This window comes from Pseudomonas sp. C7.1, from assembly GCF_056312395.1.
The window spans coordinates 3,954,825-3,981,402 of the sequence record NZ_JBWDTL010000003.1 but is presented as its reverse complement, the minus strand read 5'-3'; the positions used below and the strand labels follow the sequence as shown (position 1 = coordinate 3,981,402).

Here is a 26,578-nt window from a genome sequence, read left to right as displayed (position 1 = left end):
ATAAAGGGGCCTACGGGCCCCTTTGTCGTTTCAGTCGAATGATTACTTCTTCAGCTGCGCGCGCCGTGCGGCGAACAGCTCCGGCAGCGCCTGCACGCTACCATCGAGCAACTGCGCCACGGCTGGCTGCTCATACAAGGCCGCATATTCAGCCAGCTTCTCACTGGGCATCTGCCGGTAGGCGTACAGCATAAAGGACTCCACCGCTTCAGCACTGGAAGCCCGCAACGCGTCTTCCTGGGCCTTGGTCTGCGTGCTCAGGGCCTTTTCGTCTATGGTCTCGCCACGGCCCTGCAAGGCCAGAAACGCCTGGGTCTTGCCAACCTCATAGCGCAACAGGGTGGCCAGGGCGGTGGTGTGTGCGGCGGCATCCAGTCGTCGCACCAGGGCCAGTCGCTCCTCACGCGGCGGGCGTTCGCCCAGTTGTTTACGATAGGCTGCCAGGCCTTCTGCACCACCCTCACCCACCGAGCGTTCGGCGGCGGTAAAGCCCTGCGCCAGCGGACTGTCCAGCAGATTCTTGGCCTGCTCCAGCTGGGCGTGATCGAGCTTGCTGGTCAGCTTCTTGGCCAGGTCCAGGCACAGGCCGTCGGCGGCAAACACCTTGGCCAACTGCGCTTGCTGTTTATCGCCCAAACCGCGCTGCACCAGCGGCGCGCTCTGTTCGCAAAGCAAACGAATGCCGGCCAGCTCGAATAACGGCGCAAAGGCTTCGGCTTTGGGAGGGGAGGCATGGGCAAGGGAGGTAGAGAACAGCAGAACACTCAGCAGCAGACGCATGGGCAAACTCTCACTAGGGCTATGCCCAGCCTAGCGAATGCGGTGCGCGCAGGCCAGCCCTGGCGCGCACCGCTGCGGATCAAGCAGCTTTTTTGGCGGCGTCTTTCTTTTTCGGCATCAGGTATTTGGTCAGGCCCTGGAACCAGATCACCAGCGCCGGGTTGCCCTGGATCTGGATGTCCTTGTTCTGAATGCCCTGCATAAATGCCAGCTGCTTGTTCTTCGCACTCATGGTGGCGAAACCGTAGGCGGCATCTTTGAAGCCGAGGGCAAACGCCGGCTCAGCAGCCGGGCCGCGCTTGCTGCTGATGCGCTGGTCTTTAACGATGAAGTGACGGGCAACTTTGCCGTCCAGGGTGTGCAGCTGGAAAACCATATCGCGGTCAACCAGTTGCTGTTGGAATGCCGGGTTTTCGCGGCTGGCCTTGGCCATCAGGCGACCCAGCATCCACAGAAGAAAACGAAATTTCATGCGCGAGGCCTCGCTAAGGATAGGGAAAAGGCGGCGCATTGTAGCGGGTTGCGGCGGGGACTACATCCGGCGAAAAGAAGGGCGTGCACAGGCTGGCCGGCTGGAGCAACCCGGAGCCGAGGACTCCGGGCTGAAGACTCAGTTGACCGCGTCTTTCAGGGACTTGCCCGGTTTGAAGGCGACGGTGTTGCTGGCCTTGATCTTTACCGGCTCACCGGTTTGCGGGTTTTTACCGGTGCGAGCACCGCGGTGGCGTTGCACGAAAGTACCGAAGCCCACCAGAGTGACGCTGTCCTTGCGGTTCAGTGCGTTGGTAATTTCTTCGAGTACCGCGTTAAGTACACGGTTTGCCTGATCTTTAGTCAGATCCGCCTTATCGGCGATGGCGGCGGCGAGTTCCGGTTTACGCATAAATGCCTCTTTCGGTTTTTGTTGTTGTATCCGGGCTGCTCTGCGCGAGCAGATACCAAGGCGCCACAACAGCTCTAGACTGCGGCAGACTGAAGGAGGATGGCATGCCATCCGGCCCTACGCCAGTCTTGTCCGACAGTTAAACCAGGCAATTTTGTGGCATATCCGACAGAACGACCGTCATTCAGGCCAAAAGCGAAGGCAGCAGCTTATTCAAGGCCAATTTATCCTGCACGGCCGTACCGGTGAGGGCGTAACCGAGCAGCGCACCGCTGCTGTCATGGCACAACGCCTTGATGTCGGCGCCGCTGCCCTCCACGCTCCATTCACCTTGCAAGCCGCGCGGTGGCGGCGATACCACCAGCGGGCAGACCGGGGTTTTTACCGTCACCGGCATCGGCCCGTAGCTCACCGCCGCTGGATTGCCGGCCAGGGTTTGCGCCAGGGCACGGGCGCTGGTCATCAGCGGCATCACGTAGAGCAGGTTGATCCCGTCGACCTCGGCGCAGTCGCCAAGGGCGTAGATATTGGCATGGGAGGTGCGCAGCTGACGGTCAACCACCACGCCACGATTGACCGCCAGGCCCGCCGCCGCCGCCAGGTCGATACGCGGGCGCAGACCTACGGCAGACAGCACCAGGTCGCACTCAATCAACGTGCCGCCGGACAAGTGCGCCTGCAGTGCATCGCCCTGGTGATTAAGGCTGGCTAGCACCGGCCCCAGGTGAAAACGCGCGCCGAGACCTTCCAGCCCCGCCTGCACGGCTGCGGCAGCCGCTGGATGCAGCAGGCCTGGCATCACCTGCTCACAGGGTGCGACCAACTCAACCTGATAACCGCCCAGGCTCAGATCATTAGCAAACTCGCAGCCGATCAGCCCGGCGCCCAGCAGCAGGACGCGCTGCTTGCCGGCAGCAGCCGTGCGAAAGCGCGCGTAGTCTTCAAGGTCGTTGATCGAGAAGATTGCATCGTCGGCATCGCCTTCCACCGGCACGCGAATCACCTCGGCGCCCACAGCTAGCACCAGGTCGCGGTAGGGCACAGCCTCTTCACCGATCCACAGCTGCTTGTGGCCGGGGTCGATGCCGCTGATACGGGTACGGGTGCGGATCTCGGCTTTAAGTTGATCGGCCATGGCGCCCGGCTCAGCCATGCTCAGGCCATCGGCATCCTTGTTCTTGGCAAACCCGGTGGACAGCATTGGCTTGGAATACGAGCGCCCGTCGTCGGCAGTGATCAGCAGCAGCGGGGTTTCGCTGTCGAACTTGCGAAATTCACGGGCCAGGTTGTAGCCGGCCAGGCCGGTGCCGATGATAACGACAGGTGCACTCATACTGCATTCCTCACACAGACCGCGCATTGCTGCGGCCGTAATAAATTTCGAAACGAGCGCAGCTCAACCGATTTCGATCATTTCAAAGTCCAGCTTGCCTACGCCACAGTCGGGGCAGAGCCAGTCTTCGGGGACATCCTGCCAGAGCGTGCCGGCGGCGATGCCGTCATCAGGCCAGCCTTGGCTCTCGTCGTAAATCAGTCCACAGACTACACATTGCCACTTCTTCATAACTACCTCAGGCGGATCACACGGCTATTGCGCCGGGGAAGCTACCGCATATGTGCAGGTGCGCCAAGCCGCGCGGCGATGAATAGCGTGCCATCGCGGCCAACCAAAGTCGGGTTTTGCCCGGCGTAGCGGCCAATCGACGCGGCCGGAGTCACCTGTCTGGCCGCAAGGGCCATGTTAGACTCGCGCACCTCTGCCTACGGTGAAACCTGCTCGTGTCCCACGCCGCCCTCGCCCATCCGCCGCGCTGGCTGACCGCCAGCCAACTGCACCCTGCGCCCACTGCTGCGGTACGCGACTGGCTGTTCAATGAGGATTCGCTGACGCGGCGGCTGACCGCGTTGTCGGCCGCTGGCTTTAGCGTCACCCCGCTGCAGGAAGGCTGGCAACGCCTGCGCAGCGATGAATGCAGCGCGCTGGGCGTGGTCAACGGTAGTCAGGGCTGGGTGCGCGAGGTGTATTTGCGCGGCCACGGCCAGCCCTGGGTATTCGCCCGTAGCGTGGCGGCGCGCAGTGCGCTGGAAGGCTCCGGCCTGGCACTGGAGCAACTGGGCAGTCGCTCGCTGGGTGAGCTGCTGTTCAGCGACCGCGCCTTTGAGCGTGGTGAGTTGCAGGTATGCCGCTACCCAGCGAACTGGCTGCCAGCGGAGGCCAGCAGCGAGCGTCTGTGGGCACGTCGCTCGTGCTTTAGTCGTGGCACGCTGGGGGTGCTAGTGGCCGAGGTGTTCCTCCCCGAATTCTGGGCCGCTGCCGCCATCGAACCGTAGGATGGGTTAGCCGCAGGCGTAACCCATCAATAAACCAGCACCACCCGCACCACCCGCACCTTGCACCGCATGGGTATCGCTGCGCTCAACCCATCCTACAACTGCCGTCTTCCCCCGTATAATCAGCCGCAACTCGCATGGAGACGCGCTCGATGTATACCCGCCTGCTGCATTCGCTCAATCGCCTGCACCCGCGCGCCTGGGACTTTATCCAGCTGATGCGCCTGGACAAGCCCATCGGCATCTACCTGCTGCTGTGGCCAACGCTGTGGGCCTTGTGGGTGGCGGCCGAGGGTGTGCCGAGCGCGAAGAACCTGTTTATCTTCGTGGTTGGCGTATTGCTGATGCGCGCCGCCGGCTGCGTGATCAATGACTACGCCGACCGCAACTTCGACGGCCACGTCAAGCGCACCAAGGCCCGGCCGCTGGCCAGTGGCAAGATCCAACCGCGTGAAGCGCTGATCCTGTTCGCCGTGCTGGTGGCGCTAAGCTTTGTGCTGGTGCTGTTTACCAACGCCACCACCATCTGGCTGTCGTTCGGCGGCCTGGCCCTGGCCGCCTGCTACCCCTTTATGAAGCGCTACACCTTCTACCCGCAGGTGGTGCTGGGCGCGGCGTTTTCCTGGGGCATGCCGATGGCCTTCAGCGCTGTGACTGGAGAGATGCCGCCGCCGGAAGCCTGGCTGCTGTATATCGCCAACCTGCTGTGGACGGTGGCCTACGACACCTACTACGCCATGGCCGACCGCGACGAAGACTTGAAGATCGGCGTGCGCTCCACCGCCATCCTGTTTGGCGATGCCGACCGCCTGATCATCGTCATCCTCCAGGGCCTGGCGCTGCTCTGCCTGCTGCTGGCGGCGGCACGTTTCGAGTTGGGCCTGTACTTCCACCTCGGCCTGCTGGCGGCGGCTGGTTGCTTTGCCTGGGAGTTTCACAAGACGCGCAACCGCAAGCCGATGGCCTGCCTCAATGCCTTTTTGCATAACCACTGGGCCGGCTTGGCGATCTTTATCGGCCTGGTGTTGGATTACGCTTTGCGTAGCTAGAAAGAAGCTTTGCCGCGCACCTGTCATATCGCTGCAATAATTCCGTTATCTAATGCAGCCCATTACAGCGAGATGACCCGAGGCTTGACCCATGGTTGGCAAGAACATCCTGATCGTCGATGACGAAGCACCGATCCGTGAAATGATCGCCGTGGCCCTGGAAATGGCCGGCTACGAGTGCCTGGAAGCGGAGAATACCCAGCAGGCGCACGCCATCATCGTCGACCGTAAACCCGATCTGATCCTGCTCGACTGGATGCTCCCCGGCACCAGCGGCATCGAACTGGCGCGCCGCCTCAAACGCGATGAACTGACCGGCGATATCCCGATCATCATGCTGACCGCCAAGGGCGAAGAGGACAACAAAATCCAGGGCCTGGAAGTCGGCGCCGATGACTACATCACCAAGCCGTTCTCCCCGCGCGAACTGGTGGCGCGCCTGAAGGCCGTGCTGCGCCGCGCCGGGCCGATCGACAGCGAAGGGCCGATCGAAGTCGGCGGCCTGCTGCTTGACCCGGTCAGCCACCGCGTCACCATCGACGGTAAACCCGCCGAGATGGGCCCCACCGAGTACCGCCTGCTGCAGTTCTTTATGACTCACCAGGAGCGCGCCTACACCCGTGGCCAGCTGCTTGATCAGGTGTGGGGCGGCAATGTGTATGTCGAAGAGCGCACCGTCGATGTGCATATCCGCCGCCTACGCAAAGCCCTAGGCGAAGTTTACGAAAACCTGGTGCAAACCGTGCGTGGCACGGGTTACCGTTTCTCCACCAAGAGCTAGGCCGCGCATCGGCATGATGCCCGGCAAACACGGATTGATTGGCGGATGAGTTTCAATTGAATCAAGACTGGCGCGGCTCCCTGATACGTCGCTTGTTGCTACTGGTCAGTGTCTGCCTGCTGCTCGGGCTGATCACCGGCGAATACGCCTGGACCCTGCTCATCGGCCTGGCCGGCTACCTCGGCTGGCACCTGCAGCAACTGCTGCGTCTGCACAAATGGCTGCGCACCCGCCAGAGTGACGAAGCGCCGCCCGATGGCTACGGCCTGTGGGGCGAAGTATTCGACAGCATCTATCACCTGCAACGCCGCGACCAGAAAGTTCGTGGCCGCATGCAGGCGGTGATTGATCGGGTGCAAGAGTCCACCGCTGCGCTAAAAGATGCAGTGATCATGCTCGACCGCGACGGCAACCTGGAATGGTGGAACATCGCCGCCGAGAAACTTCTGGGCCTGAAAACCCCACAGGACAGCGGTCAGCAGATCACCAACCTGGTGCGTGACCCGCGCTTTATCGAATATTTCGAGAACCACAATTACAACGAGCCGCTGGAGCTGCCCTCACCGGTCAGCGGCCGCGTACGCCTGCAATTCCATATCACCCAGTACGGCAACCGCGAACACCTGATGCTGGTGCGCGACATCACCCGGTTGTTCCAGCTAGAGCAGATGCGCAAAGACTTCGTCGCCAACGTCTCCCACGAGCTGCGCACACCGTTGACGGTAATCGCCGGCTATCTGGAAACCCTGCTCGATAACGTCGAGGACGTTAATCCGCGCTGGCTGCGTGCTCTGCAGCAGATGCAGCAGCAAGGCGGACGCATGCAGAACCTGCTCAACGACCTGCTCTTGCTGGCCAAGCTGGAAGCCACCGACTACCCCTCGGACAACCAGCCGGTGGCCGTCGATTTGCTGCTGCTCTCCATCAAGAACGACGCCCTGGCGTTGTCTGGCGAGCGCCATCACCGCATCAGCCTGGAAGCCGACCCACACCTCAAGCTCAAGGGTAGCGAGACGGAGCTACGCAGCGCCTTTTCCAACCTGGTGTTCAACGCTGTGAAATACACCCCGGATGAAGGTGAAATTCGCATTCGCTGGTGGTGCGATGAACAGGGCGCGCACCTGGCCGTACAGGATAGCGGCCTGGGCATCGAGGCCAAGCATCTGCCGCGCCTGACCGAGCGCTTCTATCGGGTCGACTCCAGCCGCGCCAGCAATACCGGCGGTACTGGCCTGGGCCTGGCCATCGTCAAGCATGTGCTGCTGCGTCACCGCGCGCGGCTGGATATTGCCAGCCACCTGGGCAAGGGCAGCACCTTCACCTGCCACTTCCCAACGCTGCAGGTGGTACGGCGCGGCCAGTAATCGCGGCCTGCTTGCAAAGCCGGCGATCAGCCCCCACCCTTTAGCGGTCATTCACTACCCGAACCCTCTATGGACCCCTCCACGAGTTACACCGCAGCCAGCTATTTCGCCGATTTCGGCCTCGTTCTCTTCGCCCTGTTTCTGGTGCTGCTTAACGGCTTTTTCGTAGCAGCCGAGTTCGCCATCGTTCGCCTACGCGCCACCAAGGTCGACGCCCTGGCCGAAGCGCATGGCTGGCGCGGGCATATCCTGCGCACCGTGCACAACCAGATGGACGCCTACCTGTCTGCCTGCCAACTGGGCATCACCCTGGCATCGCTCGGCCTCGGCTGGGTCGGCGAACCGGCCTTTGCCCACCTGCTCGAACCGCTGCTGGCGGGTATCGGCATCGAATCGCCGAAACTGATACATGGCATCGCCTTCTTCACTGCCTTCGCGATCATTTCCTACCTGCATATCGTGGTCGGTGAGCTGGCGCCCAAGTCTTGGGCCATTCGCAAACCCGAGCTGCTCTCGCTATGGACGGCCGTGCCGCTGTATCTGTTCTACTGGGCCATGTACCCGGCGATCTTCCTGCTCAACGCCAGTGCCAACGCCATTCTGCGCGTGGCTGGCCAGGGCGAACCGGGGCCACACCATGAGCACCACTACAGCCGCGACGAACTCAAACTGATCCTCCACTCCAGCCGCGCCAGTGACTCTAGCGACCAGGACATGCGCGTACTGGCCTCGGCCGTGGAGCTGGGTGAACTGGAAGTAGTGGACTGGGCCAACTCCCGCGAGGACCTGGTGTCGCTGCCGCTGGCGGCCGCACTGGACGAGGTATTCAGCGTGTTCCGCCGGCACAAGTACAGCCGCTACCCGATTTACGACGACACCAGCGGCGAGTATGTCGGCGTACTGCATATCAAGGACCTGCTGCTGCACCTGTCGCTGCTGGAGATGCTGCCCTCGGCGTTGAAACTGGCCGAGCTGATGCACCCCATCGAGCGCGTCGGCCGGCATATGCCACTGTCCACTCTGTTGGAGCAGTTCCGCACCGGCGGCTCGCACTTCGCCCTGGTCGAAGAGGCTGACGGCAAGGTGATCGGCTACCTGACCATGGAAGACGTGCTCGAAGCCCTAGTCGGCGATATTCAGGACGAACACCGCAAGGCCGAACGCGGCATCCTCGCCTACCAGCCGGGCAAGCTGCTGGTACGCGGCGACACGCCGCTGGCCAAGGTCGAACGCCTGCTCGGCGTCGACCTCGATCACGTTGAAGCGGAAACCCTAGCCGGGCTGATCTACGAAACCCTCAAGCGCATGCCCGAGGAAGAGGAAGTGCTGGAAGTCGACGGCCTGCGCATCATCGTCAAGAAGATGAAGGGGCCTAAGATCGTCCTGGCCAAGGTGCTCAAGTTGGATTGAGCATTCTCGCCACCTTGTAGGATGGGTTGAGTGGAGCGATACCCATCATCCCGTACCGATCTGGCTATTCACCACCCACCGCAAAGTTGGGCAGGCTGTTGACCGGCTGGGCGAAGTTGAAGGGAATCGATTCCAGCGCCAGGCCAACGTTGCGCTGCACCACGAAGTGCAGGTGCGGGCCGGTGCTGTTGCCGGTATTGCCGGAGCGCGCAAGCAGGCTGCCGGCACGCACGCGAGTACCTTCGCTGACCGCCACCGAACCCTTCATCAGGTGCAAGTAGACGCCCATGGTGCCGTCGTCATGCAGGATGCGCACATAGTTGCCGGACGGGTTGTTGCCGCGACCGCTCTGCCGATTCTCGGTTCTCACCACAATACCGCCGCGCGCCGCGACAATCGGCGTGCCTTCGGGCATGGCGATATCCATGGCGTAACGGCCTTTGGGAGTGAAGTGACTGTACTGGCCGTTGGCGCCCTGGGTCAGGCGGAACGGGCCGCCACGCCACGGCAGCGGGTAGCTCTTCTGCGTCGGCAGCAAGCGCGGATCACCCATGGCGTAGCGTAGCTTGGGGGTGTAACGCATGGGTTTGCTGGCATCGCGCGGGGCCAGGGTGGCCAGGCGGATATTGCTGCGTGGTGGTAACACCCAGCTGATCGGCTTATCCGGAACGCCCGTGACGTTGTCAGTGGCTTCCAGGCGTAGCTCGATCTGCACCGGGGCAAACAAGTCGTTGCGTACCAACAGGGTTTCACCGGCTTCGTGCTTCTTGGTTTCCAGCTTTACCTGGTTGTCCAGGCGCTCGACCATGCGGTCGCGAAACACGAACACCTGTGCACCGGGCGCGGCCTGGTCGGTATAGGTGACCACACCATTAGCATCGGTGTACTTATAAATAGTCAACGCCGCTGCCTGGCCGGCAAGGGTCAACAAACTGCAGAGAAGTATCAGACGCCCTAGCATAACGACTCAGATTTTATGATTTGTGTGTCCGGACCCTTGAGATTAGCAGCCGATCCCGCGCTAAGCGAACCGACGCGCCAGGGTTGTGAGCCATCTCGCATGCACCGGCAGAGCTGGGGTTGCTTAGGCGCCGGGGCTAAAGTGCTTCTGCGCGGTGCCCCGGGCGATCAGCCGGGAGATGTAGTCGAGCTTCTGCGGGTCACGGTCGACGAATCTAAAGGTCAGTTGCAGCCACTCGCTGTCCGGTTTCGGTTCGAAGGCCGCGACGGCATGCAGGTAGCCGTTTAGCCGTGCGGTTTCCGCCGCCTCGCCCTGCTCCAGATCGAGCACCGCGCTTTCCAGCACCTGCGGCAGCACCTCGGTGCGCTTGACCACCAGCAGTGCTTCCTTAAGGCTCAGCGCTTTGATCACGCAGGACATGGTGGCGCCGCCCGGCAAGCGCAACTGACCCTGCCCCCGCCCGCTGGGCGCGTTTGTAGCCGCTGCTTTGGCGGCAGGTTTACCGGCAAACGCGGCGGCAGCCGTTACGGCTGGTGCAGCCGACTTGGCCGTATCGGCTTTGCCACCGGTCAGGGCGGACAGCGAGTCGTTGGCAAAAGAACCGCTGCTGAGCATTTTCGGCGGTGCGCTGGACATCAGCGCCTGCAATTTGCCGGCGCGGCTGAGGGCCTTTTTCACCTTAGTGATCAGCTGTTCGCTGGAAAAGGGCTTGCCGATAAAGTCGGAAACGCCAGCCTGAATCGCCTGTACGACGTTTTCCTTGTCACCACGGCTGGTGACCATGATAAATGGGACGATCTTCAGGGCTTCTTGTTCGCGGCACCAAGTGAGCAGTTCCAGGCCGGACATTTCCGGCATTTCCCAGTCACAGAGAATCAGGTCAACCGGCTGGCGCGTCAGCATCTGCAGGGCTTTGCGCCCGTTGACGGCTTCCTCGATCTGGATACCTGGAAAGTGGTCGCGCAGTCCCTTTTTCACCAAATCGCGGATAAAGGTTGCGTCGTCCACTACCAGCACGCTGACTTTGCTCATCGGCCACTCCTGTTCTGATGGCCTTAAGCATAGTCATGGCTGCCAGCCAAAGGCCAACCGAAATACAGGAATTACCCCACTCTGCTGATTTTTTGCCCTGCGCGCCGCGCGTCAACGCGGCCCGCAATAGCCAGGCTCAGTTGCCCTTGTTGGCGCCCTGCACTTCTTCTTGCATGCGCTTGAGGCCCATGTGCTTAACGTCAGTACCGTGTACCAGGTAAATCACCAGCTCGGCGATGTTACGGGCGTGGTCACCAATACGCTCCAGCGAACGCAGGGCCCAGATGATATTGAGCACGCGCGAGATTGAACGCGGGTCTTCCATCATAAAGGTCACTAGCTCACGCAACGCACTCTTGTACTCGCGGTCGATGGTTTTGTCGTACTGGGCCACCGACAATGCCAAGTCGGCATCAAAACGGGCGAAGGCGTCGAGTGCTTCCTGCACCATCTTGCGCACCTGATCGCCGATATGCCGCACTTCCACGTAGCCGCGCGGAGCTTCGCCCTCTTCACACAGCAGGATCGCGCGCTTGGCGATCTTGGTGGCTTCGTCGCCGATGCGCTCCAGGTCGATCACCGACTTGCTGATGCTGATGATCAGCCGCAGGTCAGACGCCGCCGGCTGACGACGAGCGAGAATACGCACGCATTCTTCGTCGATATTGCGTTCCATCTGGTTTATCTGGTCATCGATCTCGCGCACTTGCTGAGCCAGCCCGGAGTCGGCGTCGATCAGCGCGGTGACCGCGTCGTTGACCTGCTTTTCGACCAGGCCGCCCATGGCCAGTAGGTGGCTGCGCACCTCCTCCAGCTCGACGTTGAACTGCTGGGAGATATGCTGGGTAAGGTTTTCTTTGTTGATCATGTGAAAATCCTGAGCAGAGTTTTGACTCCCCTCTCCCCCTTCGTTCATGAAAAGCGGGAGAGGGGCCGGGGGTGAGGGCCGCACCGTACGCGCATGCTCCCCCTCACCCTAACCCTCTCCCGGAAGGAGAGGGGGCTGATCGCCATCAGCCATAACGGCCGGTGATGTAATCCTCGGTCTGCTTCTTGGCCGGGTTGGTGAACAGGGTATCGGTATCACCGAACTCGATCAGTTTGCCCATGTACATAAACGCCGTGTAATCCGAGACCCGCGCCGCCTGCTGCATGTTGTGGGTAACGATGACGATGGTGTACTTGGATTTCAGTTCGTAGATCAGCTCTTCAACTTTCAGCGTGGAGATCGGGTCCAGCGCCGAGCACGGTTCGTCGAGCAGCAGCACTTCGGGCTGTACCGCCACGGTACGGGCGATCACCAGACGCTGCTGCTGACCACCAGACAGGCCGAGCGCCGACTCGTGCAGGCGGTCTTTGACCTCATCCCACAGCGCCGCGCTTTTCAGTGCCCATTCCACGGCTTCATCGAGCACGCGCTTCTGGTTGATTCCCTGGATGCGCAGGCCGTAGACCACGTTCTCGTAGATGCTCTTGGGGAAGGGGTTGGGCTTCTGAAACACCATACCTACACGGCGACGCAGCTCGGCCACGTCTTCGCCTTTGCGGTAGATGTTGGTGCCGTCGAGGTTGATTTCACCTTCCACTCGGCAGCCATCGACCAGATCATTCATTCGGTTAAAGGTGCGCAGCAGGGTCGACTTACCGCAACCGCTTGGTCCGATAAAGGCCGTCACACGCTGGTTGGGAATAGTCATCTTGACGTCGAACAACGCCTGCTTGTCGCCGTAGTACAGGTTCAGACCCGGCACGTCGATGGCCACGCGCTCGTTAGCCATATTCAGGCCCTGGCGGTCGCGGCCAAGGGCCGCCATGTCGATACCGCGTGTATGTGCTTCGTGCTGCATGGGATGCTCCCTACGCTAACAAATTCGTTAAGCCGTTGCGGCCAGCAGGCCGCAACGCGATGATTAATGATCCAGCGCCTTGTACTTCTCGCGCAGGTGGTTGCGGATATACACCGCACTGAAATTCAGGGTGGCAATCACGATCACCAGCAGCAGCGCGGTGGCGTACACCAGCGGTCGCGCGGCCTCGACGTTGGGGCTCTGGAAGCCGACGTCGTAGATGTGGAAGCCCAGGTGCATGATCTTCTGATCAAGGTGCAGATACGGGTAGTTGCCATCCAGCGGCAGCGAGGGTGCCAACTTGACCACGCCCACCAGCATCAGCGGTGCCACCTCACCCGCAGCGCGGGCCACGGCGAGGATCAGGCCGGTCATCATCGCTGGGCTGGCCATTGGCACCACCACTTTCCACAGGGTTTCCGACTTGGTCGCGCCGAGCGCCAGCGAGCCTTCACGTACAGCCCGTGGAATTCGCGCCAGGCCTTCTTCGGTGGCCACGATCACCACCGGCAGCGTAAGGATCGCCAGCGTCAGCGAGGCCCACATCAAGCCCGGCGTACCAAAGGTCGGCGCCGGCGCCGCTTCCGGGAAAAACAGACTGTCGAGCGAGCCGCCCAGCACATAGACAAAGAAGCCCAGGCCGAACACCCCGTAAACAATCGACGGCACCCCGGCCAGATTGTTTACCGCGATGCGAATCACCCGAGTCAGCGGGCCCTGCTTGGCGTATTCACGCAGATAGACCGCCGCCATGACGCCAAACGGGGTCACCAGCACGGCCATTAGCATCACCATTAGTACGGTGCCAAAAATCGCTGGGAAGATACCGCCCTCAGTATTTGCCTCACGCGGGTCGTCGCTGACGAACTCGCCAATCTTGGCAAAGTAGAAACCGACTTTCTGCAGTGTTGACATTGCATTGGGGCGATAAGCGTTAACCACTTTACTGAGGTTCAACTCCACCTCACGGCCATCGCTGACGCGCATCAGAATGCTGTCACGGGACAGCGCCTGGTTCAGCTCCGCCAGACGCACTTCCAGTTTCTTGTACTGCTCATCGAGCACCGCACGTTCTGCATCCAACTCCGCCTGAGCGGCAGCATCCAACCGGCCTTGCAGTTGCAGCTTGCGCGTGCCCAGACGAATACGCTCCATGCCGTAATTGATGGCACCGATCTCGCTTTTCTCAATCTGATACAGCTCACCATAGAGGTTCGAGGCGCGCGCCAGGCGCGCTTCAAGCGCGGGCCAGGCTGCATCACCCTCAGCAATCACTTGGCCCTGCTCTTTGACGGCTAGCAAGTTGCCATAAAAGTTGCCCCACTCGCGCCGCTCAATAGCCAGCAAACCCTCAGGCTTCTGGATGTCGTTCAACCACTCGGCCACCAGCCAGGTGAAGTCCGCACCGAACAACTCACGGTTACCGACCTTGAGCAGCTCACGGTTCATAAACTCCGGGCCATTCTCCACATCAACTGGCAGACCGGCACTGGATAAGCGGGCAGTTGGCACTTCTTCCATCTGCACCACTTCACCAATCAGAACCTTTGGTTCCTGACCGGGGATGCGGTACTCGGCCTGAATAATGTCCGCAGGCCAGAAGTGCACCAGGCCACGGCTGGCGATCACAAGCAGCAGGCCGATGGTCATGATGATGGTAATAGCAACCGCACCACCACTCATCCACACGCCAGGAGAGCCGCTCTTGACCCAGCCTTTAAGGGAATCACGCTTGATTGACATCGTTACTTCCTCAACTGCTTAGAGCGACGAATATTTAACGCGAAGGCGCTGACGCACCAATTCCGCCGCAGTGTTCATCACAAAGGTGAACGACAACAGCACCAGCGCCGCCAGGAACAGCACCCGGAAGTGCGTACCACCGACTTCCGACTCCGGCATTTCCACCGCCACGTTGGCAGCCAGGGTGCGCATGCCTTCAAAGATGTTCATTTCCATGATCGCCGTATTGCCGGTGGCCATCAGTACGATCATGGTTTCACCAACGGCGCGCCCCATGCCGATCATCAGTGCCGAGAAAATGCCTGGGCTGGCGGTAAGGATCACCACGCGGGTCAGGGTTTGCCAAGGCGTGGCACCCAGGGCCAGGGAGCCAAACGTCAGGCTCTTCGGCACGCTGAACACGGCGTCTTCAGCAATCGAATAGATATTCGGGATCACCGCAAAACCCATGGCGATGCCGACTACCAGCGCATTACGCTGATCGAAGGTGATGCCCACGTCATTGGCCAGCCACAACGGCATATTGCCGCCGAACAGCCAGTTTTCTAAATAGCCACTGATGAAGATCGAAAACCAACCAACCACCAACACCACGGGGATCAGCAGTGCCGATTCCCAGCCGTCCGGCACACTCAGGCGAATCCGCTCGGGCAAGCGGCTCCAGGCATAGCCGGCGCCAAGAATGGCAAAGGGCATAAATAGCAGCAGGCTAAAAATGCCGGGGAGGTGGTTTTCCAAAAATGGGGCGAGGAACAGGCCGGCAAAGAAGCCGAGAATCACCGTCGGCAACGCTTCCATCAGCTCGATCACCGGCTTGACCTTGGTGCGCATGCGCGGCGCCATAAAGTAGGCGGTGTAAATGGCTGCCGCGATGGCCAGCGGCGCCGACAGCAACATGGCGTAGAAAGCCGCTTTCAAGGTACCAAAGGCCAGTGGCGAAAGGCTCAGCTTGGGCTCGAAGTCCTCGCTGGCCGAAGTCGATTGCCAGACATGCTTGGGCTCGTCATAACTCTCGTACCAGACCTTTTCCCATAGCGAACTCCAGGACACTTCCGGGTGCTTGTTATCCACCACAAAGCGGCGCAGCGTATCGCCGTCCTCAACCATAATGCGATTGGCCCGTGGCGACAGCGCAATCAGCTCGCCTGGCTCAGCCACCTGCAGGGTTTTCAGCTTGCGTTCGGCGGTACTGTGGAATAACCCCATCTGGCCCTGATCATCCAGAGCAATAAAGCCTTTGCGGCGCTCTTCAGCTGCGATTTTGACGATAGGTGCATCATTCAACTGGAACTGGCGAATATGTTTGAACTGCGATTGACCGTCCGGCTCGCGAGCCATGAACCACTGACCGACACCACCCTTGGCATCACCCACCATCAGAGAAATGCCACCCAGTAGAAAGGTGCTGGTGGTGACACGGTTTTCACCGTCTTCTAGCAGCTTGTAGCGACCATTCAAGCTACGGGTGCGCAGGTTGATCACGTCCGCAGTGGCACGACCGTTGACCACGTACATCCACTGATGGCGCGAGTCGATATGAATAGCCTGAATCGGATCAGAAATCTGCGGCAGGTCCAGACGCTCTTCGCTAAGGCTGACCTCGCCGGTCATCATGTTCTCTTCGCGCCCCAAACCCAGCACATGCAATTGCTTACCGCTGGAGCCGGCTAATAGCAGACTGCCAGAGTTGACGCTCATGCCGATGCGCTCAATCGCACCGCCAGTCGCGTCGAGGGTGATGGGCTCTTCGCCGTAGGGGTACTCAATAAGCGGATTGACCGTCTTCACATCGTTCGGGTACGTGACTTTGTAGCTATGGGAGATCACCAGCGCCTGACCATTGGTCAGGCCCAGGGCCAAACGGCGGCTCCCCGGAATATCTTCGGCGTAGGACTGCACCGTCACGCCTTGCGGAATATTCAATCGCTGCTGGCTGATCAAGCTCGCGTCTTTGGTATTGAAAAAGCTGATATCGCCCATATCGGTAAGGCGCATGCCGACCTGGTTCTGCTCCTCTAGGGCCAGCAACAATGGCTTGCCCTGCTCCTCGCTGAGCCATACCGCCTGGTTAGCCTTGCGCTCTTCAATCGAGGCACCGGAGAACAGCGGAGCGACTTCATAGAACAGATAGAAGAAGATCAACGTGATGGCAACCAATACACCAAGGCCACCAATAGACACGTACCAACCGGTCAGTCGGTCCTTAAGGGCGCGCATGCGGCGCTTGCGTTTGAGCGTTGGCGTATTGAAATCAATGCCCAGGGCGTTCTGTTTTGGAGTCATGGCAGCTTCGGTCAAGTCGTTCATGCGCGACACCCTAACGGGATATTGTGACAGTCACATGACAGTGCAGTGACGAAAAAGCCCACCTGCATCACTGCATGCGGGCCTTAGGAATTCTTTGGGCAACAAAGCAGGCATGGCCCAGCGGGCCATGCCTATTCGGTATTACATACCCAGGTCTTTCAGAGCCTTCTCAACGACGCGAGCTGGCATCGGGATATAGCCGTCCTTCACCACAACTTCCTGACCTTCCTTGGACATCACCAGACGCACAAACTCGGCTTCCAGCGGGTTCAGCGGCTTGTTTGGCGCCTTGTTGACGTAAACATAGAGGAAGCGCGCCAGCGGGAACTTGCCAGCCACTGCGTTATCTTCGTCGGCCTCATAAGCGGTTTCACCGGCTTTCTTGGCCAATGGCACAGCGCGCACGCTGGAAGTCTTGTAACCAATGCCCGAGTAACCGATAGCGGTCAACGAACTGGAAACCGACTGCACCACGGAAGCCGAACCCGGCTGCTCGTTGACGTTAGCCTTGAAGTCGCCTTTGCACAGGGCTTCTTCTTTGAAGTAACCGTAGGTGCCGGATACCGAGTTACGACCGAACAACTGCATAGGCTTAGCGGCCCATTCGCCGGTCATGCCCACATCGCCCCAGGTCGCAACGTCTTTGGCATTGCCGCACAGCCGGGTGCTAGAGAAGATCGCATCGACCTGCTGCATGGTCAGCTCTTTGATCGGGTTATCCTTGTGCACATAGACCGCCAGGGCGTCGATGGCTACCGGGATGGCCGTCGGCTTGTAACCGTACTTTTCTTCGAAGGCTTGCAGTTCCTGGTCCTTCATCTTGCGGCTCATTGGGCCCAGGTTGGAGGTACCTTCAGCCAATGCAGGTGGCGCGGTGGAAGAACCGGCGGCCTGGATCTGGATGTTGACGTTAGGGTACTGACGCTTGAACTCTTCAGCCCACAGAGTCATCAGGTTGGCCAGGGTATCGGAACCGACGCTGGACAGGTTGCCCGACACGCCGCTGGCTTTTTGGTAGGCCGGCAGAGCCGGATCGACAGCAGCAACCGCAGTGGCGGTAGCCACGCCAGCGGCGACAAATGTCATGGCCGCCATCAAACGCTTAAGTTTCATGCCTTACTCCTGGAAAACTAGTGTTGGATTGAACGGGGCCAAGTATCTGTAGGCCGCATGACGACTCTATGTATGCAATGTGACAGTTAGATGAATGACGGCGCGTTTTCTCGCCATCCCATACAAAGGGCTGGAATGGCCAGTGGGCCGAGTGCCATGGTCGCCCTGCGACTGCCGAGTCGCTATACTCGCTGCGCACGCACTCCTGCGGGCCTGCTGGGCCCACCCGCGATAGCCGCAAAGCCTGACTCGCCGCCACCGCCAAGCCCCGCATTGAGCTAATAACAACCGCGCCGCGAGCCTATCCGATGCACGATTTCGAACAGGAAGACCCCATCCCGCAAGGCGACCTAGCTTTGCAGATCACCGCACTGCCGCGTGAAACCAACGGTTTTGGTGATATTTACGGCGGCTGGCTGGTATCGCAGATGGATTTAGCCGGCACCGCCATGGCCAGCAAGGTCGCGGGCGGCCGCGTCGCTACTGTAGCCATTGACCGCATGGCCTTTCTGGTGCCGGTGGCCGTGGGCGCGCAGCTGTCCTTCTATACGCAAACCGTGGAAGTGGGCCGCAGCTCGATCCAGATGCTGGTTGAGGTATGGAGCGACGATCCACTGTCCAGCGAATGGCGCAAGGTCACCGAAGCGGTGTTCGTGTTTGTCGCCATCGACGGCAGCGGCCGTACGCGCCCAGTGCCAGCACGGCGCTAGGGCGCTCGCTGGGCGCCTTGCTGCACAGCTAATAGCCCCCTGGCGCTTGCCCCCGAAAAACCCTGAAACATTTGCCAAAGCGTATATTCAAATCTGTAACCATTCCGTCATATCGGGCTTTTAATTTCTGCGCTGTTGCCAACCCACTACGCAGGAATAGCCATGAAAAAAATAACCCTGAGCGCCATGCTGCTGGCCAGCCTGTTCGCAGGTTCCGTTGTTGCCTCTGAATTCAACAAGCCTGGCTTCGTCACTGAAGTTGAAGATGGCCGCCTGTGGGTATTCCGTGAGGACTCGCAGGAGCTGAAAGACTTCAAAGAGCATGGCGAGCCGGCCAAGCAATTCACCGAAATCGGCACCGGGCCTAACGGCATGACCGTCAAAGCCGCCGATGAGCAAGCGCTGAAGGATTACCTGCAACTGTTGAAGAAGTAAGCACCCGCAACGAAAACGCCGGCTCAAGAGCCGGCGTTTTGCTTTCCGTGAAAAATCAGCCGCGGATGTTGTAGATGTCTTTTTCGTTCAGCTCGGCGTAGTCGTACAGGCGCTGCAGATAAGCCTTCTGCTGAGCCCAGACCTTGCTCGCCACCGGGTCGGCGGCGGCGCTGGCGTCGACCACTTCAGCGGCCACTTCCTTGAGCTTGGCCAGCACTTCGTCCGGCAGACGGCGTACTTCCACACCCTCACCTTTGAGCTGCTCCAGGGCCTCCATGTTCTTGGCGTTGTAATCGTCGAGCATGTCGCCATTCACATCACGAGCGGCGGCGCGGACGATAGCCTGCAAATCCGCCGGCAGGGTTTCCCAAGCCTTGATGTTGACATCCAGTTCGAAGGTCACGTTTGGCTCTTGCCAGCCCGGGGTGTAGTAGTACTTGGCGGCCTTGTGCAGGCCCAGGGCCTGGTCGTTGTATGGGCCGATCCACTCGGTGGCGTCGATGGCGCCGGTTTGCAGCGCAGTGAAGATTTCACCGGCCGGCATGTTGACCACGGTACCGCCCATCTTGGTCAGCACTTCGCCGCCCAGGCCCGGAGTGCGCATCTTCAGGCCCTTGAAGTCATCAACGCCATTGATTTCCTTGTTGAACCAACCAGCCGTCTGCACGCCGGTCGCGCCGCAAGCCATCGGTAGCACGCCGAATGGCTTGTAGGTTTCTTCCCACAGTTGCATGCCGCCGCCTTTGTGCAGCCAGGCATTCATTTCCTGGGCGTTGGGGCCAAACGGCAGGGCACAGAAGAACTGCGCGGCTGGCACTTTGCCCTTCCAGTAGTAAGGCGCGCCATGGCCCATTTCGGCGGTGCCACGGCTGACTGCATCGAACACTTCCAGCGCGGGCACCAATTCGCCAGCGGCATAGACTTTGACCTTCAAGCGGCCGTTACTCATTTCATCAACCAGCTTGGCGAAGCGCTCGGCACCGACGCCTACGCCGGGGAAGTTCTTCGGCCAGGAGGTGACCATTTTCCAGCTAAAGGTTTGGCTGCTCGCGCCTTCTTGGGGCTTGCCAGCGGTTTCAGCTTCTTGTTTGCAGCCGGCCAGTGCCGTGGCTGCAAGGCCTACGCCTGCTGCTGCGAGAATTTGACGACGTTTCATGCAAAGCTCCTTTTATTGTTGTAGTGGTATGACCACAGGATCGCTGCGGAACCACCGCGCCTGAGTAACATAGGGGGAAGTGACTCTCAAGCCTAGCGGATACGACTAAAGTTGTAGTGCCATTGCCGCACGCACACAGGCCTGCCTAGAATCGCCGGCCTGCCTGCCCACAACGCCCATAACCATAAGGACTCAAAATGTCCGATAAACCGCCTCTGCTGCTCGACCTTGCTCATCTGATTGATTCTTTTAACGCCCGTTTCGGCAAAGCCTGTGCCTGGCTGACCCTGTTCCTGGTGCTGGGTACCGCCATCGTAGTGGTCCTACGCTACGGTTTCGGCATCGGCGCAACCGCTCTGCAGGAAGCTGTGCTGTACGCCCACGCCCTGGTATTTATGGGCGCTGCGGCCTGGGTGCTGCAACGCAACGGCCATGTGCGCGTCGACATCTTCTACCAGAAATTCAGCCCCAAACGTAAAGCCCTGGTCGACAGCCTCGGCACCTTGTTGTTTCTGCTGCCGGTGTGCCTGTTTCTCGGCTGGTCCAGCTGGGATTACGTGACTAATTCCTGGTCGACCCTGGAAGGCTCCAGCGAATCGGGCGGGCTGAAATTCGTCTACCTGCAGAAGAGCATCATCCTGGTGCTGGTGATCAGCCTGGTCTTACAAGGACTCTCCGACTTAATCAAATTCGCCAATATCCTCACCGGCCGCCTGCCAGCCGTGGAGGTGAAGCATGGCTGAATTGATGGCAATTCTGCTGTTTATCAGCATCTGCGCGGCCCTGATGGCCGGCTATCCGGTGGCCTTTACCCTGGGCGGCGTGTCGCTGCTGTTCGCCGGTATCGGCATCCTCACCGGCACCTTCGATGGCGGTTACCTGAACGCCCTGCCTAACCGCCTGTTCGGCATCATGAACAACCAGACCATGCTGGCGGTGCCGCTGTTCGTGTTTATGGGGGTGATGCTGGAGAAGTCCAGGGTTGCCGAAGACCTGCTGGAGTCCATGTCGCGGCTGTTCGGCACCCTGCGCGGCGGTCTGGCGATTTCCGTGTGTGTGGTCGGCGCGCTGCTGGCGGCCTCCACCGGTATCGTCGGCGCCACCGTGGTCACCATGGGCTTGCTGGCCCTGCCAACCATGTTGCGCCGTGGTTATGACCCGGCGATTGCCACCGGCACCCTGGCCGCCACCGGCACCCTGGGACAGATCATTCCGCCATCCATCGTACTGGTGCTGCTGGGTGACGTGATGTCCAGCGCCTACCAACAGGCACAGCTGAAGATGGGCATTTTCTCACCGAAGACCGTCTCGGTCGGCGATCTGTTCGTTGGCGCGCTGCTGCCCGGCCTGCTGCTGGTGGGCATGTACATTCTCTACATCATCGGCGTAGCAATCCTGCAGCCGAAGAAGCTGCCTGCGTTACCGCAGGAAGAGTTGGGGCCAATCGAGTGGGGCAAGCTGATCAACGCCCTAGTGCCACCACTGCTGTTGATCGGCGCGGTACTCGGTTCGATCCTCGCCGGCTACGCCACCCCAACCGAAGCCGCAGCCCTCGGCGCACTCGGCGCCATGCTGCTGGCCTTCTACAAGGGCAAGCTGAACTTCGGCCAGCTGCGCGAAGTGGCCTACGGCACCACCGAAATCAGCGCCATGGTGTTCCTCATCCTGATCGGCGCCTCGCTGTTCTCCCTGGTGTTCCGTGGCTTCGGCGGCGAAGCGATGATCGAGGACATCTTCGCCCAGTTGCCCGGCGGCGTGCTTGGCGCGTTCTTCCTGGTGATGGTGGTGATTTTCCTGCTCGGCTTTATCCTCGACTTTATCGAGATCACCTTCGTGGTGGTGCCGATTGTCGGCCCGGTATTGCTGGCCATGGGCCTGGACCCGGTGTGGCTGGGCGTGATGATCGCGCTGAACCTGCAGACGTCCTTCCTCACCCCGCCGTTCGGCTTCGCGCTGTTCTACCTGCGCGGCGTCACCCCGGCATCGATACCCACCAGCACCATCTATAAAGGTGTGCTGCCGTTTATCCTGATCCAGATCCTGATGTTGGTGATTGCCTACCAGTTCCCGGGGCTAATCACTTGGCTGCCAGAGCAGGTATACGGCAAGTAAGCCAGGCTCCAGCCACAGAACGCCCGTCATTGACGGGCGTTTTGCTTTCTACGCGCAAGCTGCGCTCCAATAGCCCTCTTTATTACTATCTCTACGAGTACGCCGATGGCCAGATCCCACGTTGAACGCCTCGAACTGGACCAACTGACCTGTTGGCGTGCGCGCTATGGCGCCTATCAACTGCTGATCAGCCAGCAGGGCGCGCAGATCCTCAGCTACCAAGCAGATGACCAGCCGCCGTTGATCTGGCTCAGCGAGCAAGCCGCCTACAAGCGCGGCCAGGGCGTACGTGGTGGCGTGCCGGTGTGCTGGCCTTGGTTCGGCAGCCTGCAACGCAACCCGCAGGCGGTGCAGGCCATGCACCTGCAGCCAGACAGCGCGCCGGCCCACGGCCTGGTGCGCACCCTCGACTGGCACCTGCAAAGCATCGACAGCCGTGACGACGGTATTCACCTGGAATTCGTCTACAACAGCACCACCCAACCCCTGACCGACTGGCCCCACGCCGCCGAACTGCGTTTGTCCATTCGCCTGGATGAACGCCTGCATATCCAGCTAAGCAGCCGCAACCTGGGCGACGCGCCGCTAACCATCAGCCAGGCGCTGCACAGCTACTTTGCCGTCAGCGATGTTCGTCACGTCGCAGTCGAAGGCTTGCACGGCTGCCGCTATATCGAAACCCTGGAGGATTGGCAGCAACGCCAGCAGGAAGGCCTACTGCATTTCAGCGGTGAGACCGACCGCATTTACCAGGGCACTCCGGCGCAGCTGAGCATCCTCGACCGCGCCTGGCAACGACGCATCCAGCTGCACAGCAACGGCTCGAATTCGGCCGTGCTATGGAACCCCTGGACCGACAAGGCGCAACGCCTCTCGCAATTCGCCGCTGATGCCTGGCCTGGCATGCTGTGTATCGAACACGCCAACGTGCTGGATGACATCTGCGTGTTGGCGGCAGGTGAGCAACATCAGCTGAGCGTCAGTATCAGCAGCCAGCCGCTTTAGCAGCTTGCTCTACAGGTCGTCTTCCTGCACCACGCGCACCTGACTGGCCTCCAGCGCATACGCCGCATCCGCCAGTTCGTTATTGACCTGTTCGATCTTCAGCGTGCCACTGACCCAGAGTGGGTTGTAGATGTCTTCGAGCTCGATGCCTTTGGGGTAACGAACGAGTACAAGCTGGTTGGGTGGCGGTGGTGGGACGTGGATGCAGGCGCCGGGGTAGGGAACTAGGAAGAAGAGCGTGCTGCGGCCTTGGCTGTCGGTTTCCAGCGGCACCGGGTAGCCGCCGAGGCGGATGGGTTTGCCGTCGAAGGCGGCGACGGTTTTCGTCGAATACATCACTGCGGGCAGGTTCTGATTCTGCTGCTTGAGGCCGCCGGGGTTGTAAAAGCCGCTTTCCATCTCTGCGCCCTGGTGGCTGATTTCGGGCATGTCCTCCAGGGCCTGGCGGTCTTCCGGTGGCATCAGCTCAAGCCAATCGGTTTCCGGCAGTTCGGCGCAGGCCAGGGTGCTGATAAATAGCAGGGGTAACAGCAGATAGCGCATCGACGGGCTCACAAAGCAGCGGAGTGAAAGGGCATTAGTCCTTTCTGACAGCGGCGTAGATTACCAGCAGCACCACTGCGCCGGTCACTGCGCCGATAAAACCGGCGGTTTCGCCTACCTTGTAGATGCCCAGCGCCTGGCCGCCGTAGGTGGCGGCAATTGAGCCGCCAACACCCAGCAGGATGGTCATGATCCAGCCCATGCTGTCGTTGCCGGGTTTGATAAAGCGCGCGATCAGACCGACGATCAGACCGATAAAAATGATGCCGATAATGCTCATGCGAGCCTCCTCAAGTGAACGGTAGATTTTACGACCGTTGATCTGACCACAGGAAAAGCTGGCAGTTCGCTATTGCTCGGTCTCCGGCGGTGCGGCGCCGTAGCGGTGGTAGATGCGGGCAATTTCGCCACTCTCGCGCATGCCGCGCAGCATCTGCCCCAGCTGCTCGTAGATGACCGCTTTGTCGCCCTGATAATGGCGTTTAGACGCACCGTAATAATTACCGACGGACTGCTCGTACTGGTACTCGGCATAGCTGTAGTCGCTAAAGCCGATCTTGTGAAACTGCGCCTCAATGGCTTCAGCGTCCAGCACCACCATCACATCCAGGCGCCCGGCGCGAAACATCCCGGCCAGCAGGTAGTCATCAGTGGCCAGGCTTTTTTGCAGGCTGTTGTCGCCGTCAAACTGGTCGAAGTAGGCGGTGCCGCGCTTGACCCCGATCACCTTGCCATACAGGTCTGCATAGCTATGCAGGCTGGCCTCTTGGCCAGCTCTGACGATAAACCGGATGCTTTTGCGCTGGGAGCCGATTGCTGGCAGGTAGTGCACGTAGGCCGTGCGCTCGGCGGTAAACAGCACCCGTGGCACCAGGTCGATACGCCCGCTCTTGAGGTCTGCCAGGCTGCGAGCGAACGGTGCATAGCGCCACTCGATGCGCGCGCCGACACGTTGCGCGGCGGTGTCCAGAACCTCAATCAGCGGGCCGACGGGCAGCGAGTCGAGGGCCTGCATCTCCGGCGGGCGCTCGCGGTAATCAGCGCGCAACACTTGGTCGGCATGGCAAAGCGGCAGGTACAGCAAAGACAGCAGCAACAGATACTTCATGACGCAGCTCTTGTGTATGTCGTACGCAAGAGCTTAGTCACAAAGCCGGCTTCAGGCCTTGGCGATCAGCGCCTCGACCACGGCGATCTGCTGGTCCAGAGTCGCGCGGTCCTTGCAGCGCAGGGTGGCGTGGCCAACCTTGCGGCCGGCCTTGAAGGCCTTGCCGTAGTGATGCAGGCGGCAATCGGCGACGGCGATCACCTGCTCCACCGGCGGCACCACACCGATAAAGTTGAGCATCGCGCTCTCCCCGACCTTGGCGGTCGAGCCCAGCGGCAGGCCGGCGACGGCGCGCAGGTGGTTCTCGAACTGGCTGCACTCGGCGCCTTCGATGGTCCAGTGCCCGGAGTTGTGCACGCGCGGGGCGATTTCGTTGGCTTTCAGGCCGCCATCGACTTCGAAGAACTCGAAGGCCAGCACGCCGACGTAATCAAGCTTGGTCAGCACGCGGCTGACGTAATCTTCGGCCAGGGCCTGCAGCGGGTGATCGGTGCTGGCGATAGACAGCGCCAGCACACCGCTGTCGTGGCGGTTATGCACCAGCGGGTAGAAGCGCGTTTCGCCATCACGGGCACGCACCGCCACCAGCGACACTTCGCCGCTAAACGGCACGAAGCCTTCGAGGATGCACGGCACGCTGCCCAGCTCGGCAAAGGCTCCGACGACATCTTCAGCCTTGCGCAGGACCTTCTGGCCCTTGCCGTCGTAGCCCAGGGTGCGGGTCTTCATCACCGCAGGCAGGCCGATGCTGGCCACGGCGGCGTCGAGGTCGGCTTGCGATTGGATATCAGCGAAGTCCGGGGTGGGGATGCCGAGGTCCTTGAACATGGATTTTTCAAACCAGCGATCACGGGCGATGCGCAGGGCGGAGGCAGACGGGTACACCGGGACGAACTGCGAGAGGAAGGCCACGGTCTCGGCCGGTACGCTTTCGAACTCGAAGGTCACCAGATCGACTTCATCGGCCAGCTGACGCAGGTGATCCTGATCGCCGTAATCGGCGCGGATATGTTCGCCCAGCGCTTGCGCACAGGCATCCGGCGCGGGGTCGAGGAAGGCGAAGTTCATCCCCAGTGGCGTGCCTGCCAGGGCCAACATGCGGCCCAACTGGCCGCCACCGATTACACCGATTTTCATGGGTCGATCTGCTCCTGATGCTCGGGGCTACAACAAATGGGCTTAACCGCGTGGGTCCGGGTTGTCCAACACGGTCTCAGTCTGCTCCTGGCGGAACTGCTTGAGCGCGGCGTGGAAATGCGGGTGCTGGTGGCCAAGAATGCTGGCAGCGAGCAGCGCGGCGTTAATCGCGCCGGCCTTGCCTATAGCCAGGGTGGCGACCGGAATACCGGCGGGCATCTGCACGATCGACAACAGCGAATCGACGCCCGAGAGCACCGCCGATTGCACCGGCACGCCGAGGACCGGCAGGTGGGTCTTGGCCGCACACATGCCAGGCAGGTGGGCTGCACCGCCGGCACCGGCGATGATCACCTGAATGCCACGGCCTTCCGCCTGTTCGGCGTACTGGAACAGCAGGTCCGGCGTGCGGTGGGCGGAAACCACCTTCACTTCGTACGCAATGCCCAGCTTGTCCAGCATCTCGGCGGTGTGGCTAAGGGTGGACCAATCGGACTTGGAGCCCATGATCACGCCAACCAGTGCGCTCATCGTCGTGCCTCTTCTTCATCAAGTGCCCGTAGGCGCTGCAGAAACTAACAAGCCACGCTGGAGACCAGGCGTGGCTTGTTAGGGAATGAGTTATGGCGATGCGGACCGCCAAAGGCCGCGAAGTATAGCGTAAAGCCTGGGCTGGCGTGCACCCCGGTGCGCCGTTTGTCGCGGGCCGCCCGACGCGACGACAGGCTATCGCAGCACCGGGTGAGCGCCACGAGCAGACCTGGCGCACAA

General features: G+C 60.6%; 28 protein-coding genes. 10 read left to right on the top strand and 18 right to left on the bottom strand.

Features of this window, described 5'->3' with window-relative positions; genetic code table 11:
* Positions 1-42: 42 nt before the first annotated feature.
* The 5 genes from AC0T4W_RS22000 to AC0T4W_RS21980 all read right to left on the bottom strand — a co-directional run bounded on the left by AC0T4W_RS22000 (position 43) and on the right by AC0T4W_RS21980 (position 3,227).
* A complete protein-coding gene (locus AC0T4W_RS22000; protein WP_476322866.1) occupies positions 43-780 on the bottom strand; it encodes a hypothetical protein in 738 nt (245 codons plus the stop codon).
* A 79-nt stretch (positions 781-859) separates the two neighbouring features.
* Positions 860-1,252 (bottom strand): helicase, encoded by a 393-nt coding sequence (locus tag AC0T4W_RS21995; protein ID WP_476322864.1) that lies wholly within the window; start codon positions 1,250-1,252, stop codon positions 860-862.
* 138 nt (positions 1,253-1,390) lie between these two features.
* On the bottom strand, positions 1,391-1,663 hold the full coding sequence (locus AC0T4W_RS21990; RefSeq protein ID WP_090250753.1) for an HU family DNA-binding protein: 273 nt from the start codon (positions 1,661-1,663) through the stop codon (positions 1,391-1,393).
* Between the two features lie 184 nt (positions 1,664-1,847).
* A complete protein-coding gene (locus AC0T4W_RS21985; RefSeq protein WP_476322861.1) occupies positions 1,848-2,996 on the bottom strand; it encodes an NAD(P)/FAD-dependent oxidoreductase in 1,149 nt (382 codons plus the stop codon).
* A gap of 63 nt (positions 2,997-3,059) precedes the next feature.
* Complete coding sequence (locus tag AC0T4W_RS21980; RefSeq protein ID WP_090250760.1) at positions 3,060-3,227, bottom strand: rubredoxin; 168 nt, start codon at positions 3,225-3,227, stop codon at positions 3,060-3,062.
* Positions 3,228-3,442: 215 nt separating this feature from the next.
* On the opposite strand from AC0T4W_RS21980, the gene AC0T4W_RS21975 reads away from it, so the two are divergent.
* From AC0T4W_RS21975 to AC0T4W_RS21955, 5 genes are all read left to right on the top strand, one after another.
* Positions 3,443-3,994 (top strand): chorismate--pyruvate lyase family protein, encoded by a 552-nt coding sequence (locus AC0T4W_RS21975; protein ID WP_476322858.1) that lies wholly within the window; start codon positions 3,443-3,445, stop codon positions 3,992-3,994.
* Between the two features lie 152 nt (positions 3,995-4,146).
* Entirely contained in the window at positions 4,147-5,043 is an 897-nt protein-coding gene (gene ubiA / locus AC0T4W_RS21970; protein WP_476322855.1) for a 4-hydroxybenzoate octaprenyltransferase, read from the top strand.
* Between the two features lie 91 nt (positions 5,044-5,134).
* Positions 5,135-5,824 carry a phosphate regulon transcriptional regulator PhoB gene (gene phoB / locus AC0T4W_RS21965; protein ID WP_476322852.1) on the top strand — a complete coding sequence of 230 codons (690 nt, stop codon included), beginning with the start codon at positions 5,135-5,137 and terminating at the stop codon, positions 5,822-5,824.
* A gap of 56 nt (positions 5,825-5,880) precedes the next feature.
* On the top strand, positions 5,881-7,188 hold the full coding sequence (gene phoR / locus AC0T4W_RS21960; RefSeq protein WP_476322849.1) for a phosphate regulon sensor histidine kinase PhoR: 1,308 nt from the start codon (positions 5,881-5,883) through the stop codon (positions 7,186-7,188).
* Positions 7,189-7,257: 69 nt separating this feature from the next.
* Positions 7,258-8,598, top strand: coding sequence for a hemolysin family protein (locus AC0T4W_RS21955; RefSeq protein ID WP_476322846.1), 1,341 nt, complete (start codon positions 7,258-7,260; stop codon positions 8,596-8,598).
* Positions 8,599-8,662: 64 nt separating this feature from the next.
* Here AC0T4W_RS21955 and AC0T4W_RS21950 read toward each other — a convergent pair whose 3' ends face one another.
* The 7 genes from AC0T4W_RS21950 to AC0T4W_RS21920 form a co-directional block, all read right to left on the bottom strand.
* A complete protein-coding gene (locus AC0T4W_RS21950) occupies positions 8,663-9,559 on the bottom strand; it encodes a peptidoglycan DD-metalloendopeptidase family protein (RefSeq protein ID WP_476322843.1) in 897 nt (298 codons plus the stop codon).
* A 123-nt stretch (positions 9,560-9,682) separates the two neighbouring features.
* Positions 9,683-10,591 (bottom strand): response regulator, encoded by a 909-nt coding sequence (locus AC0T4W_RS21945; RefSeq protein WP_476322840.1) that lies wholly within the window; start codon positions 10,589-10,591, stop codon positions 9,683-9,685.
* A gap of 136 nt (positions 10,592-10,727) precedes the next feature.
* A complete protein-coding gene (gene phoU / locus AC0T4W_RS21940) occupies positions 10,728-11,459 on the bottom strand; it encodes a phosphate signaling complex protein PhoU (RefSeq protein ID WP_476322837.1) in 732 nt (243 codons plus the stop codon).
* Between the two features lie 145 nt (positions 11,460-11,604).
* Positions 11,605-12,438, bottom strand: coding sequence for a phosphate ABC transporter ATP-binding protein PstB (gene pstB / locus AC0T4W_RS21935; RefSeq protein WP_476322835.1), 834 nt, complete (start codon positions 12,436-12,438; stop codon positions 11,605-11,607).
* 63 nt (positions 12,439-12,501) lie between these two features.
* The gene (gene pstA / locus AC0T4W_RS21930; RefSeq protein ID WP_476322832.1) at positions 12,502-14,181 is read right to left on the bottom strand and encodes a phosphate ABC transporter permease PstA; all 1,680 of its coding nucleotides are present in this window, start codon (positions 14,179-14,181) and stop codon (positions 12,502-12,504) included.
* 18 nt (positions 14,182-14,199) lie between these two features.
* Complete coding sequence (locus AC0T4W_RS21925) at positions 14,200-16,488, bottom strand: ABC transporter permease subunit (protein WP_476322830.1); 2,289 nt, start codon at positions 16,486-16,488, stop codon at positions 14,200-14,202.
* Positions 16,489-16,629: 141 nt separating this feature from the next.
* Positions 16,630-17,601: a PstS family phosphate ABC transporter substrate-binding protein gene (locus AC0T4W_RS21920; RefSeq protein WP_476322828.1), complete on the bottom strand. Its 972-nt coding sequence runs from the start codon at positions 17,599-17,601 to the stop codon at positions 16,630-16,632.
* 308 nt (positions 17,602-17,909) lie between these two features.
* Here AC0T4W_RS21920 and AC0T4W_RS21915 point away from each other — a divergent pair, with 308 nt between their 5' ends.
* Both AC0T4W_RS21915 and AC0T4W_RS21910 read left to right on the top strand, forming a co-directional pair.
* A complete protein-coding gene (locus AC0T4W_RS21915) occupies positions 17,910-18,311 on the top strand; it encodes an acyl-CoA thioesterase (RefSeq protein ID WP_160342913.1) in 402 nt (133 codons plus the stop codon).
* A gap of 162 nt (positions 18,312-18,473) precedes the next feature.
* Positions 18,474-18,746 (top strand): hypothetical protein, encoded by a 273-nt coding sequence (locus AC0T4W_RS21910; RefSeq protein ID WP_476322825.1) that lies wholly within the window; start codon positions 18,474-18,476, stop codon positions 18,744-18,746.
* 55 nt (positions 18,747-18,801) lie between these two features.
* Here AC0T4W_RS21910 and AC0T4W_RS21905 read toward each other — a convergent pair whose 3' ends face one another.
* On the bottom strand, positions 18,802-19,902 hold the full coding sequence (locus AC0T4W_RS21905; protein ID WP_476322822.1) for a TRAP transporter substrate-binding protein: 1,101 nt from the start codon (positions 19,900-19,902) through the stop codon (positions 18,802-18,804).
* 197 nt (positions 19,903-20,099) lie between these two features.
* On the opposite strand from AC0T4W_RS21905, the gene AC0T4W_RS21900 reads away from it, so the two are divergent.
* The 3 genes from AC0T4W_RS21900 to AC0T4W_RS21890 all read left to right on the top strand — a co-directional run bounded on the left by AC0T4W_RS21900 (position 20,100) and on the right by AC0T4W_RS21890 (position 23,019).
* Positions 20,100-20,645, top strand: coding sequence for a TRAP transporter small permease subunit (locus AC0T4W_RS21900; RefSeq protein WP_476322819.1), 546 nt, complete (start codon positions 20,100-20,102; stop codon positions 20,643-20,645).
* On the top strand, positions 20,638-22,014 hold the full coding sequence (locus AC0T4W_RS21895) for a TRAP transporter large permease (protein WP_476322816.1): 1,377 nt from the start codon (positions 20,638-20,640) through the stop codon (positions 22,012-22,014). The genes AC0T4W_RS21900 and AC0T4W_RS21895 overlap by 8 nt, the downstream gene beginning before the upstream one ends.
* Positions 22,015-22,119: 105 nt before the next feature.
* On the top strand, positions 22,120-23,019 hold the full coding sequence (locus AC0T4W_RS21890) for a D-hexose-6-phosphate mutarotase (RefSeq protein WP_476322813.1): 900 nt from the start codon (positions 22,120-22,122) through the stop codon (positions 23,017-23,019).
* 9 nt (positions 23,020-23,028) lie between these two features.
* Here AC0T4W_RS21890 and AC0T4W_RS21885 read toward each other — a convergent pair whose 3' ends face one another.
* The 5 genes from AC0T4W_RS21885 to purE all read right to left on the bottom strand — a co-directional run bounded on the left by AC0T4W_RS21885 (position 23,029) and on the right by purE (position 26,338).
* Positions 23,029-23,562: a DUF3299 domain-containing protein gene (locus tag AC0T4W_RS21885; protein WP_476322811.1), complete on the bottom strand. Its 534-nt coding sequence runs from the start codon at positions 23,560-23,562 to the stop codon at positions 23,029-23,031.
* A 34-nt stretch (positions 23,563-23,596) separates the two neighbouring features.
* Entirely contained in the window at positions 23,597-23,842 is a 246-nt protein-coding gene (locus tag AC0T4W_RS21880; protein WP_476322808.1) for a GlsB/YeaQ/YmgE family stress response membrane protein, read from the bottom strand.
* 69 nt (positions 23,843-23,911) lie between these two features.
* Positions 23,912-24,670 carry a substrate-binding periplasmic protein gene (locus AC0T4W_RS21875; RefSeq protein WP_476322805.1) on the bottom strand — a complete coding sequence of 253 codons (759 nt, stop codon included), beginning with the start codon at positions 24,668-24,670 and terminating at the stop codon, positions 23,912-23,914.
* Between the two features lie 51 nt (positions 24,671-24,721).
* Positions 24,722-25,807, bottom strand: coding sequence for a 5-(carboxyamino)imidazole ribonucleotide synthase (locus AC0T4W_RS21870; RefSeq protein ID WP_476322802.1), 1,086 nt, complete (start codon positions 25,805-25,807; stop codon positions 24,722-24,724).
* A 42-nt stretch (positions 25,808-25,849) separates the two neighbouring features.
* The gene (gene purE, locus AC0T4W_RS21865; protein ID WP_476322799.1) at positions 25,850-26,338 is read right to left on the bottom strand and encodes a 5-(carboxyamino)imidazole ribonucleotide mutase; all 489 of its coding nucleotides are present in this window, start codon (positions 26,336-26,338) and stop codon (positions 25,850-25,852) included.
* Positions 26,339-26,578 lie beyond the last annotated feature (240 nt).